This window comes from Shimia gijangensis, from assembly GCF_900142085.1.
Lineage (GTDB): Bacteria > Pseudomonadota > Alphaproteobacteria > Rhodobacterales > Rhodobacteraceae > Shimia > Shimia gijangensis.
In genome coordinates this window covers 1-12,483 of sequence record NZ_FQZQ01000029.1, presented here as the reverse complement: position 1 = coordinate 12,483, position 12,483 = coordinate 1, and the positions used below count along the sequence as shown (strand labels likewise).

Sequence of the window (12,483 nt, the reverse complement as noted above, 5' to 3'; positions counted from 1 at the left end):
TTTCTACATGAATTATACAGATCAACTTTATATCGGTTTGCTGGCTGCCGGACTGGTTCTTGCTGCGAGCATTCTTTTGCATACTATACGGCGATATGGCCCAAGTGCGGTGGCTGTTCAGCCAATCTTTTTGTTCACTGTCTTTTTTTCAATGATTCATTTTGTTACTCCTCTGTTGAAATTTACTCAGGGGCCGTATGCTTATCAAGATCACTATGAACCCCCGACTCTCGTTTTGAACGCTGCTGTTGGAATTCTCTTTCTGTTGATGGCCTGGATTTTGTCAAAAAGTGTGCAGTTCAGCCCTTTCCCGTCAAAGGTTTCCGAAGGAAAATTAACCCGACCTCAAGCGAAATTTCTAATTCTAGCTTCTGTGGCGCTCTACGCTATTGGAGCGTTCTTTCTTTTTCAGGATGTGACGACGATTTTCAATCGTATTGGCTATCTCGAGTTTATGCGCGATCTTCATGGCGCTTCCATTCACCGAAACCCCTTGCGCATTTTGTCCAATCTTACAACTCTCGGATCGGCTTTGTTACTAGCGGCGGTGTTGTCCGAAAAAAAGTTACGGCGCAGGAATCTGTTCCTTTTCTTTATCTTAGTTATTCCAGTGGTTTTTTACGCTATTATTCTGAATTCTCGAAACACACTTTTCCTTTTCTCGGTAATAAACATGACTGTTTTCCTTGCCTTTACTTACAGAGGTAACCACTTTCTTCGCAAACCCAAAGGCTGGAAACTTCGTCGAGATACGGTAAATAAAACACTTATTTTGATGCTTACAGTTTTTGCTCTATACGTTGCAGCAACTCAAATCACTAAACTCCGATACGGAAACTTCGATTACGGGTACTTGGTTGAGCGCCGGGAACGTATTGTTTTTTATGCCCTGTCTGGCGCCTTTGGGAACGATGAGAACATGCTGTGGCTCCAGGAGCATTCGAAGAATATGGAGCTTCAGTATGGGTGGACATATTTGGCCGGTGTCTTAAACGTTGTTCCGAGACGTTTTTGGCCAGGAAAACCGCACGGGGCTGGCCCGATATTAATCAATACAATTCATCCAGGAAGTTATGTTGATGGCCGGGCAGGAAATAACTCCTACACAACCGGTCTGGTAACTGAAGCATACATGAATTTTGGCTATCTTGGTGTGACGCTGTCCGTCGTAGCTTGGGCCTTTCTATCGTCCCGTGCGATGCGTGCATTTCACAGAAGCTCGAATGCAATTTACAAGACAGGTTTTTTGTTGCTGGCAGTATTGCTAAGTACAGGCTTACTGTACTCTGAATTCTTAGGCTTTTTTGGCCGGTTGTTTGTGTTGCTCGTACCAGTTTTTTCAATAGGCTTTCTAATAAACATACGTGTAAGAAGCTCTCCGACCATTGGAATGCCGCAATGATGAAATTTCTTTTCTCCCTGATGAAGAACAGCGGATTGTTTGGGCTTCCCGGGCTTCGAAATTGGCGAGATAAAACATATGCTAAGTTCCTCAATGCTCCTGGAATTGTAGTGGACAATTTTGTCCGCATTCAAAAGCTGCATGTCTCAGGTTTAAAATCTGAGTTTGGAAAGGATATTCATGTTGGGTATGGCGCATTGGTCGACTTATCTGGCGGCATCAAATTGGGTGACCGAGTAACAATTTCTGAGGGTGCTAAGATTTTCACGCATACTCATCCAGTTGATCGAGGGCCTATGGATTGGCGCGAAAACCCCATCAGGCTGAGCCAATTAGAAATTGAGGCGGATGTATGGATTGCAAGCAACGCAGTCGTTCTGGAATCCGTAGCTAGGATCGGAGCGGGTGCGATTGTTGCTACCGGGAGCGTTGTAACGAAAAACGTTGACACTCGTGAAATCGTTGCTGGTGTGCCCGCTCGGCACATCGGCTACCGCAATTCAGATGAATTTTGACGTCAACCATGAATAGAATAATTCCAATTGGACTATACGGACTGGGGCTTGGACTCTTCAGCGCCACAGATATTCTTGTCTCCAGTTACATGGAGCCACAAGACATTGTTTCTTGGGCCGAAATGCGGTCAACAATCGGCATTGTAGGGTTTCTGTGCCTTTGTGGACTAGATCAGGTGTTTGTTCGCAGCCCACAATCTTCGTCCCGATTGTTGCGACGGTTAGTGTTTCAAGTGCCATTGCTTGCTGTTCCGGTTTCCGCATTGGTTCATAGCCTTGGATATCTTGACAGCTATCTCCAAGCGTTTTTTCTCGCCATCGGATCGTCCGGTGCTATTGCCATATATCAATATTACAGATCACATCACCTAAGAGCTATGGCGCAGCTGACCCAACAAGGTTGGCGTATCGCGTCATTTTTCTTGATACTGTTGATGATTTGGCAACCCAATGCTCTTCCATTAGGAAACTCGGTTGTTGCATTGTTATTAAGTGGCGTCGGAGTTTCGGCTGTTCTTATCAGACACTACAAACCGTCGGAATTAGTTCCTCAAAATCCGGAACCTTTTCATCAGATGTACCGCATCGGAGCTCGGTTTCTAGCTACATCCACTTTCCTTGCCCTTGCAGTGTATGCTGAGCAACTTGTCATACAGTCGGTTGGGACTGTCGACCAGGCGGCGGAATATTTTACTCACGCGACATATTTCCTATTTCCGATGGGATTGCTTAATGGGTATCTCGGATTTCTTCTGGGACCATGGGTTCGCGAGAACCACGACTCTTTTCGAAACAAATTACGACATAATTGGCCTTTGGCTTTACTTTTGACTCTCGTTATTGCGGTGGCCATGAACTTTGTTGGTCTGGGCGCCTGGAAAATTATGAACCCTTCGATCGGCAATCCGGATACGAGTTTGCGGCTGATTTTCTTGGCGACCAGTGTTATGATTACTGCCTACCAATTTCCAAGTGCCTACAATGGTGTATTTGCTAAACCTAGGCATCATGATGTTCTAATTTTCGCGCAATTGTTTGCGATTTTCAGTGCAGCCGCAGTATTCTTGGTTATGCTCAACGTTCTTAAACTGGATCCGATGCTTAGCGTTGCAATTGGCTCGATGACTAACTGGTTTTTGCGAAGCGCTTCTGGGTATGGAATCATATCATTCGTCACCCTGAAAAGGATAACTTAATGGCATCATCGGTCAATATGTTTGCACCTTTGTCCGCAGTACGTAAGCGCACAAGGCTCGCAAAGATGGGCCGCTATCTAGAAGATAGCGGAATGCAAGTACAATTTTTCGGCTGGGAGCGTGTAGCCGGAGAAGCCGAACTCCATCGATGGCAAGGATCATCAATAAAGGAAAGCGTTTTACTAAGGGGGGGAGGATATGCGAGCAAGAAAGCTAGGTTGATGTACCCAGTTTGGATGTTTGCTGTTTTTTTCCGGGTGTTGCTCCTGCCGCGAGCAAGCAAGTGCTGGTGTTTGGGTTGGGAAACCGCGTTTCCTGCGCGACTTGCTGCGATTTTTAGGCGAAGTACTATCATTTTTGACGACGCTGACAGGTTTTCGATGTTGTTGAAGCTGCCCAAGCCTGTCCACAAGTTTTTGGTGCGTCTGGAAAAGTGGACATCGATGAAATGCTATCGTCACGTGGTACCAGGCTGGACCCGTTATGAGTGGAAACACGAAGGAATGACGCTTCTTCGTAACACACCAATGTCGGCAGACTATGAAGAAGCTATGCGGGTTCCGCGGACAAGTCTTGATCAGGGGCTTTCAGTTTACGTAAATGGGTGGATTGCGTGGGACACCGGCTCCCGGATCATTATTAAGGCGATCGATGAACTGGCGCGACGAAACCTATCATGTAGAGTTCTCGTCGCGGGGCGTATTTCATCCGATGACGGGCAACAACTTATTGAACATTCTTACGCTGATTTTAGAGGTGAGTTACCTCAGGTCGAAGCCCTAAAACTGTATCGTCAATCAAGCATTGCATTAACGCTCTATGATCCATCCGTTGCTATCAACCATCATGCTGAATCCAACAAATGGGGTGATTGCGTCTTCCTAGGCACGCCTTTCATCGTCAACTCTGAGGTGGCAACGGCCCAGAGATTCGTTGACGCAGGCGCGGCTTTTTCATTTCGCTATAACGATCACATGGCCCTAGCAGACTTACTCGAACAGTTCTTGAAGGAACCTCAGAAGTTGGATAACGCTCAGCGCTCATTGAAGAGCTTTGAAGGTGAATTTTCTGCCTTTGAAAATCAACTAGAGCCACTTTTTTCCGATTTCCTAGCAGCCTAAGAAAATACAATGCTCGAAGCAAATCATAGTTGAGAACCACGAAAGACAAGAATGCTGAACAATAGTTTAAAAATCTGCATCAAATGCGTGATGGACACAACCGATCCGGGAATAGTTTTCGATGACAACGGTGTTTGTGACCACTGCAGCGGTTTTCGCGAAAATGTCCTACCGAACTGGCACCCGGATGCAGAAAGCCACGCGGCTCTCGGCCAGGTGATCAAGGACATCAGGGCAAAGGGCAAAGGTAAGGAGTTTGATTGTATTTTGGGCATGTCCGGCGGTTTGGACAGTTCTTACATGCTGCATCTTATTGTCAAGGAATATGGGTTGCGTCCTCTAGTTTTTCACGTCGATGGTGGCTGGAATTCTGATATTGCCGTCAACAACATCCAGATGTTGATCGATAAACTGGGGCTCGATCTCTACACCGAGGTGATCAATTGGGAAGAAATGCGCGACTTTCAGCTTTCTTTCTTCAAGTCGGGCGTGTCACATTTGGATATTCCGCAAGACCATGCCTTTATCGCGACGCTGTACCGTTTTGCGGATAAACACAACATCAAGTACATCATGAATGGTGGCAATTATTCCACTGAGTGTGTTCGCAATCCGCTGGATTGGCTGTATCATGGGAGTGATATACTGCAAATCAAGAACATTCAGAAACTCTTTGGCACCCGTGAGCTGAAAACTTACCCGTTCTCTCCAATTCTTTATCACAAGGTCTATCTGCGTTATTTGAAGGGAATTAGAGTCGTTAAGCCTCTAAATTTTCTCCCTTATACAAAGAAGTTGGCGATTGACACCTTATCCGAAACATATGGCTGGAAGGCTTATCCGCAGAAGCATTTTGAAAGCCGGTTCACCAAATTTTTTGAGGCTTATTGGCTACCGACCAGGTTCGGGTATGACACCCGCAAGGTGCAATATTCTTCGCTGATCCTGACAGGTCAAATGACGCGTGAAGAAGCTCTGGAGAAACTAACGCAACCTGCCTATGACCCAGAGATGATTGACGAGGATTTTGAGTATATAGCAACTAAGTTGGATATTTCCGTTGAAGAATTACGCAAATATCACGAGATGCCTCTAAAGACACACCGTGACTACAAGAACCAAGAAAAACTCTTCTCTCTGGGATCAGAAGCAATGAAGATGCTGGGTCTTGAAAAATCTGTAAAACGGTGATCAGGCAATGATTGGAATAATTGAATATGGGTCGGGCAATGTGGCCGCGATCATGAATCTGCTGAAGCAGAAGAAAATTGACCATTTTTTGTCCAGTAACCCGACGGAGCTTCGGCAGGCCGACAGATTTCTGCTGCCAGGCGTCGGTGCATTTGATCCGACCATTGCCCATCTGACCGGATCGGGGATCCTCGACACGCTACGTGACGAAGTTCACGGCAAGGGTAAACGCATCCTAGGGATTTGCGTCGGCATGCACCTGCTTTCCCAAGGTAGTGATGAAGGTCAGCGCGACGGTTTAGATTGGGTACCCGGGCGTGTTCGAAAAATCGACGCCAGCAGCCTGACGACCCGTCCCCATCTGCCTCACATGGGGTGGAATGCTGTGACCCTGAATGGAGAAGAACCGCTGTTTTCGGGTATTGATGCCAAGCGTGGTTTCTACTTCCTGCATAGCTATTATTTCGATGTAGCCGCGGAGGGAAACGTTCTGGCTCGCGTGAATTATGGCCGTGACCTGCCCTGTGCTGTGCGCAATGGTAATGTGTATGGTGTCCAATTCCACCCGGAAAAAAGTCACTCCAATGGAATGCGCCTGATTCAAAACTTTGCGGAGTTGTCTTGATGCTGCAATCTCGAATTACCCCCAGCCTGTTAATGCGAGACAGAGGCCTCGTGAAAACCCGCCAGTTCAAGGATGATAAATATGTTGGGGATCCGCTGAATGCGGTGAAAATCTACAATGAAAAAGAGGTCGACGAGTTAGTTTTTTTTGACATTGATGCTACGGTAGAGAAATCGACTCCAGACATGAATTTTTTGGGAACGATAGCAAAAGAAAGCCGAATGCCACTGTGCTATGGCGGCGGCATTTCTGACGCCGAGCAGGCAGCCGATATCGTCAAGATCGGATTTGAAAAGGTTTCAGTCAGTGCCGCGGCCTTGGTCCGCCCAGATCTGATAAATGAGATGGCAAACCGTATTGGTCGACAAAGTGTTGTTGTTACGATTGACGTTAAGAAGAGTTTGCTGGGTGGCTATTCGATATACAGTCACAACGGCACTCGTAAGCACAAGCCTAAGCTGGCGGATTTTATCGCCGAAGCTACCGACCGCGGCGCAGGGGAAATCGTGATCAACTCGATAGATCGAGATGGCATGATGCAAGGCTATGATTTAACTTTGGCTCGGCTAGCACGCGACAACACCACCTCGCCGCTGACTATTTTGGGCGGCGCGGGCACATCGAAGCATATGGCCGAACTGATTGAAAACGTGGGTATAGTGGGAGCGGCGGCAGGTAGCATGTTCGTCTTCAAGGGACCGTATCGCGCGGTTCTAATTAGCTATGCACGACCATAAACGGAAATTCGGAACACAGAGTTGCCCAACATGGCAGGCAAGTTCGTGGCTTCCTCACACGGAATAGAAGCAATGAAGCAGATACTACAATCGCTCAAGGATGGCTCTACCTCTCTTGAAGAGGTGCCTGCTCCCTGTGCCGGCAGGGGCCAGTTGTTGATCCATACCAATACAACACTAGTGTCTGCCGGAACCGAACGCATGCTCGTAGAATTCGGAAGGGGCAACCTCATCCAAAAGGCTCTCAGTCAGCCCGACAAGGTCAAGATGGTTCTGGATAAGGCCAAGACTGACGGTGTGGGCACCACGCTGGAAGCGGTGCGAAGTAAACTCGATCAGCCTTTGGCTTTGGGCTATTGCAACGTTGGCACTGTAATCGAAAGCAACGCGGACAGGTTCAAGGTTGGTGATCGCATTGCCTCCAACGGCAAACACGCCGAAGTGGTCGCTGTTCCAAAGAACCTTTGTGCTCGAATCCCCGATAACGTCGATGATGAGTCCGCCGCATTTACAGTTTTGGCAGCCATAGGACTACAGGGTATTCGACTAACCAATCCAACACTCGGTGAAACAGTTGTTGTCACTGGGTTAGGTCTTATCGGCCTACTGACCGTACAGATGTTGAGGGCCCAAGGCTGTCGCGTGTTAGGCATAGATTATGACCCCGAGCGATTAAAGCTGGCTCGTAGATTTGGGGCTGAGACCGTCAACCCTGGCGTTGGGGAAGACGTTCTTGCCAAGGCGGAGGCGTTCTCCAGAGGATCTGGGGTCGATGCAGTCATCATTACAGCCGCAACCAAAAGCAATGAACCAGTCTCTCAAGCGGCTCGGATGTGCAGGCAACGGGGTCGAATTGTCCTTGTCGGTGTCGTCGGACTGGAACTCAGTCGCGCTGAATTTTATGAAAAGGAACTTAGTTTCCAAGTGTCTTGTTCCTATGGACCCGGCCGCTATGACAGCAACTACGAAGATAAAGGTCAGGACTATCCAGTTGGTTTTGTGCGATGGACAGAGCAGCGCAACTTCGAAGCTGTCTTGGATATGATGAGCAGCGGAGCACTTGATCTGAAACCACTGATCACCCACCGTTTCGATATCTCTGAAGGTGAGAAGGCGATGAATCTTCTGACTTCGGCAGAGCCAGCCCTTGGAATCTTACTGACCTATCCGAACACAGGCATGTCGGCACCCCCGGCTCGACAGGTGGCGCTTGTTACTGGCGCCGCACCTACTGCTAAAACAGCAAAGGCAAATGTGGCATTCTTGGGTGCTGGAAATTACGCTGGGCGCGTCTTGATCCCTGCGTTCAAATCCGCCGGTGCTAGTTTACACACGGTTGTAAGCAGTGGCGGTGTGAGCGCCGTGCATTTTGGTCGGAAATTTGGTTTTTCCGAAGCGTCAACTGATGGTGCAACCGTACTGAATAATCCGGATATCGACACGGTTGTCGTTGCAACTCGCCACGACGCTCATGCCCTCCAGGTGCTTGGAGCTTTGAAAGCTGGCAAACATGTCTTTTGCGAGAAACCTCTGTGCTTGACCACAGAAGAATTAGGGGCGATCCAGGCGGAGGCAAAGTTGCGCCCAGACCAACACTTGATGATCGGCTTCAACCGTCGTTTTGCACCTCACGTGATTAAAATGAAAGAACTGCTCGCACCGGTGGCCCAACCAAAATCAATCGTAATCACTGTGAACGCAGGAGACATCCCACCTGATCATTGGACGCAGGATGCAGAGATTGGCGGCGGTCGTATCATCGGAGAAGGCTGTCATTTCATCGACCTAGCTCTTCACTTGGCTGGATCGCCGGTCACCTCGCATCACGTGCAACCAATCGGCCGGTCACCTGCTTTAGCTGTCCGCGATGACAAGGTGTCAATCACACTAGGCTTTGAAGACGGTTCGTTTGCAACAATCCATTACCTGGCCAATGGCCACAAAGGATTTCCCAAGGAACGGATCGAAGTCTTTGCCGCAGGGCGGGTTCTACAGCTGGACAATTTTCGAAAACTCAAAGGTTGGGGGTGGCCCGGGTTCTCCAAAATGAACCTCTGGCGCCAGGATAAAGGACAAACAGTCTGTTCTAAGGCATTCATCGATGCGGTACGCCAAGGCACCAAGACACCAATTCCGAAATCGGAGATTTTCGAGGTCACTCGCGTTACCATCGAAGCCGCCGTAGCCGCGAGAGGCTAAGCGAAAATGCCTGGCAGGATTGGCCTTCTCTGGCGTACTGTGCGCCACTTACGACCGGCGCAAATTTCTGGTCGTATTTGGTTTCGCCTTGCCCGCCCTGGACCTGACTTATCTGCTCCACATGGCCTAAGATCAACACACGCTACTTACCAGATACCTGCCCGCAGGCTTGCAAACATGATTGGTCCGACGGCCTGGCGGTTCTTGAATGAGGACGGTGAACTAGCCGAAATCGGATGGCAGAACGACCGGAGATCAAAACTCTGGCGTTACAATCAGCACTATTTTGACGACCTGAATGCGGCCAGTTCAGAGGACCGTCTCTCATGGCACAAAGATCTCATCGACCTGTGGGTCGCAGATAACCCTCCGGCATCTGGAAATGGTTGGGAGCCGTACCCCACCTCCCTTAGAATAGTGAACTGGGTGAAATGGGCGCACTCAGGAAATTTTCTGTCGTCTGATGCGGAGAAAAGCCTGGCGGTGCAAGCAAGGTGGCTCTCTAAGCGTCTAGAATGGCACCTTCTTGGCAATCACCTATTTGCTAATGCGAAGGCACTTGTGCATGCTGGGTTGTACTTTACGGGACCCGAGGCAAAACGGTGGTTGGACCGAGGTTTGTCAATCCTTGCCCGCGAGGTCCCTGAGCAAATTTTGCCTGATGGCGGCCAGTTCGAACTTTCACCAATGTATCACGCATTGGCGGTGGAAGACATGCTGGACTTAGTCAATATCACCGCCGCGCATCCAGATAGCTTCGGTTCAGAATCAAGGGCTGCACAGCTTGAGCGTTGGCGGGAAATCATTCCGAGGATGCTTCGATGGCTGTTTGTCACAAGTCATCCCGACGGGCGGACTTCATTTTTTAATGACGCGGCCTTTGGTGTTGCCCCTGAAAATGCTGTGTTGTTTTCCTATGCTGAGCGCCTGGGGTTTGAACTCCCATCGCTCGAAGATCACGGCATTTTGGATCTTCCCAACAGTGGCTTGTGTCGCCTAGCCTCAGGTCCTGCTCTAGTGTTGGCTGATTTGGCCCCCATTGGTCCGGACTACCTGCCTGGCCATGCCCATGCCGATACGTTGTCGATCGAAATGTCGCTGTACGGTCAGAGGCTTTTCGTCAATTCGGGCACCTCTGTTTATGGGATAGGCGCTGAGCGGCTACGTCAACGTGGCACACCTGCTCACAATACGGTGACAGTGATTGGCGAAAACTCGTCCGAGGTCTGGTCGGGCTTCCGTGTTGGTGCCCGCGCCCGGATTAGGAATCGAAGCGTATCGCAGGAAGGCAATACGCTGCTAGCTTCGGCAAGTCATGATGGGTATCGGCGGATGGTTGAAGGCTTGGATCATCGGAGAGATCTCCACTTGACCACCAATTCCCTGACTATCATTGACAAGATCAGTCGGCTTGCGCCAGCGGAAGCGCGCTATCATTTGCATCCAGACGTAGAGGTCGAAATGGAAGATGCGACAAGCGGTTGCCTGATCCTAGCCGATGGTCAATGCGTAATGTTTTCAGCCCAAGAAGGGACAGTTCGTTTGGATCGGACAACCTGGCATCCTGAATTTGGGGTATCGCAAGACAATAAATGCCTTGTCATTTCGTTTGATACTCAACGCGCAGATTTGATCCTACGGTGGCGTTAATTTCATGCATATTCTCTTTCTAACAGACAACTTTCCTCCCGAAGTTAACGCTCCGGCCTCGCGGACCTTCGAGCATGCGCGTGAATGGGTCAAAAAAGGCCACAAGGTTACAATCATCACCTGCGCACCCAACTTCCCGCACGGGAAGGTGTTTGAAGGCTACAAGAACAAGCTCTGGCAAAGCGAAGACGTGGAAGGAATTCGCGTCATTCGGGTGTGGAGCTATATTACGGGCAATCAAGGCTTCGCGAAGCGGATTTTGGACTACCAAAGCTACATGCTGACAAGTTTTCTCGCGTCGATTTTTGTTCGTCGCGTCGATATCATTGTCGGAACGTCACCACAGTTTTTCACGGCCTGTGCGGCATGGGCCGCCGCTGCTATCAAGCAAAAACCGTTTGTATTCGAACTTCGCGACATCTGGCCTGAGTCAATCCGGGCTGTCGGCGCGATGAAAGATTCCAAAATTCTTGATGCTTTCGAAAAAATTGAACTGTTCCTTTACCGCCGGTCGAAAGTCATCATTTCAGTGACTAATTCGTTTAAAGACAACCTTGTCAGGCGCGGTATAGATGGCGAGAAAATTCACGTGGTGACCAATGGCGTGGATACGTCGCGGTTTTTCCCAAGACACAAGGATTCAGATCTGGAGAAAGAGCTCAATCTGAATGGCAAGTTTGTTGCAGGTTACATCGGCACACATGGAATGGCGCATGCGCTGGAAACCGTGGTGGACGCGGCGAGGCTTCTGGAGAAGAACGTTGGGGGCCGAGACATCAAGCTTCTAATGTTGGGGAACGGCGCAGGCCGTGACGCCGTTATTAAAGGCGCGCGAGGTTTATCAAACATTATCTTTCTCGAGAGTGTTTCGAAAGAAGAGGTTGTGCGCTATTGGTCGCTATTGGACGTTTCGATCATCCATCTGAAAAAGAACGACCTTTTCAGAACGGTCATACCGTCCAAAATGTTCGAATGCATGGGGATGGGGGTGCCGATTTTGCATGGTGTCGAGGGCGAATCTGCGGATATTGTCACAAGTTACAAAGTTGGTGTTACGTTTGAACCGGAAAATGCAGAGGCCTTGGCGGCTGCACTGGTGAGCTTAAAGTCAAACCCGGGGCTGCGTGACGAACTACGTAAGAATGGATTGCGTGGGGCGCAGAGCTTTGATCGCAAAAAATTGGCGAACGATGTGCTTGAAGTATTGGAAAACGCGGCAAAATGATCTCCCCCATATTGCTTGCGCCAGCGGTAATAGCTTTGTTCAGCAACCCCAATCTGTCGGATCGCATCCAGACGCGGCGTTCCTTTCCCCGTCAGAACTTCAACCTGGCGTAACTTCGAGACAATTTCTTCCGGCTTTAATCGCTTGTTTGCCATTTTAAGTCCTCCATTTCTTAAACACAACGGTGGATCCATTCGGCCCTGTCTTCGTTCTCATCTCGTATCCCTTCATGGATTTCGATAAACCGAAAGCTCTCGCTAAGCAAAACTGCTGCTCTGTCTCAAAGGTCGTGCCGGGATACAGTTGAAAACTTCGACAACAAGAAGGATTTCATTTGAGCCAATAGATATTGTATCGGCGAAGGTCACGTCCTATGCATCCCTTACGAACCAAGAGAAAGATAGTACTTGTGCGCCCCGCCACTTCCGAAAGCATTTCATTACGACATGGCGTTGCGCTCGTGGCCACTGGTGCTCTTGCCATAGCAATTGTCTATCTGACGTTATCTCCGCCACAACCGACGAAGTTAAAGCGGCGAGCTTGAAAGCTGAATCATGGGATTCCCATTTGGTTTGATTTGTGATTCATCCTGATTGGGAGGATGTTTTATGTCAGCAGCGCT

Annotated in this window: 10 protein-coding genes and 1 pseudogene; 10 read left to right on the top strand and 1 reads right to left on the bottom strand. The window is 49.1% G+C overall.

Going from position 1 to position 12,483, the window contains the following annotated elements:
- The first annotated feature begins 7 nt into the window (after positions 1–7).
- The 10 genes from BUC32_RS18100 (at position 8) to BUC32_RS18055 (ending at position 11,861) form a co-directional block, all read left to right on the top strand.
- The gene (locus tag BUC32_RS18100; protein WP_073256360.1) at positions 8–1,402 is read left to right on the top strand and encodes an oligosaccharide repeat unit polymerase; all 1,395 of its coding nucleotides are present in this window, start codon (positions 8–10) and stop codon (positions 1,400–1,402) included.
- The gene (locus BUC32_RS18095) at positions 1,399–1,917 is read left to right on the top strand and encodes an acyltransferase (RefSeq protein ID WP_083599394.1); all 519 of its coding nucleotides are present in this window, start codon (positions 1,399–1,401) and stop codon (positions 1,915–1,917) included. Before BUC32_RS18100 ends, BUC32_RS18095 begins: the two co-directional genes overlap by 4 nt.
- Positions 1,918–1,925: 8 nt before the next feature.
- The gene (locus BUC32_RS18090) at positions 1,926–3,113 is read left to right on the top strand and encodes a hypothetical protein (RefSeq protein WP_073256357.1); all 1,188 of its coding nucleotides are present in this window, start codon (positions 1,926–1,928) and stop codon (positions 3,111–3,113) included.
- Positions 3,113–4,234 (top strand): glycosyltransferase family protein, encoded by a 1,122-nt coding sequence (locus BUC32_RS18085; RefSeq protein WP_139280779.1) that lies wholly within the window; start codon positions 3,113–3,115, stop codon positions 4,232–4,234. The genes BUC32_RS18090 and BUC32_RS18085 overlap by 1 nt, the downstream gene beginning before the upstream one ends.
- Positions 4,235–4,285: 51 nt before the next feature.
- A complete protein-coding gene (locus BUC32_RS18080) occupies positions 4,286–5,425 on the top strand; it encodes an N-acetyl sugar amidotransferase (RefSeq protein WP_073256351.1) in 1,140 nt (379 codons plus the stop codon).
- A gap of 7 nt (positions 5,426–5,432) precedes the next feature.
- Positions 5,433–6,050, top strand: a complete 618-nt coding sequence (gene hisH / locus BUC32_RS18075) for an imidazole glycerol phosphate synthase subunit HisH (RefSeq protein ID WP_073256348.1) — start codon at positions 5,433–5,435, stop codon at positions 6,048–6,050.
- Positions 6,050–6,787, top strand: coding sequence for an AglZ/HisF2 family acetamidino modification protein (locus BUC32_RS18070; protein WP_073256345.1), 738 nt, complete (start codon positions 6,050–6,052; stop codon positions 6,785–6,787). The genes hisH and BUC32_RS18070 overlap by 1 nt, the downstream gene beginning before the upstream one ends.
- Positions 6,788–6,859: 72 nt before the next feature.
- Positions 6,860–8,986, top strand: coding sequence for a bi-domain-containing oxidoreductase (locus BUC32_RS18065; RefSeq protein WP_073256403.1), 2,127 nt, complete (start codon positions 6,860–6,862; stop codon positions 8,984–8,986).
- A gap of 177 nt (positions 8,987–9,163) precedes the next feature.
- Positions 9,164–10,636, top strand: a complete 1,473-nt coding sequence (locus BUC32_RS18060) for a heparinase II/III family protein (protein WP_245815213.1) — start codon at positions 9,164–9,166, stop codon at positions 10,634–10,636.
- Positions 10,637–10,640: 4 nt separating this feature from the next.
- Positions 10,641–11,861 carry a glycosyltransferase family 4 protein gene (locus BUC32_RS18055; protein WP_073256339.1) on the top strand — a complete coding sequence of 407 codons (1,221 nt, stop codon included), beginning with the start codon at positions 10,641–10,643 and terminating at the stop codon, positions 11,859–11,861.
- Between the two features lie 2 nt (positions 11,862–11,863).
- Here the strand turns inward: BUC32_RS18055 and BUC32_RS18050 are convergent.
- A pseudogene (locus BUC32_RS18050) lies at positions 11,864–12,016 on the bottom strand (IS3 family transposase); the annotation flags it as partial.
- Positions 12,017–12,483: the final 467 nt, after the last annotated feature.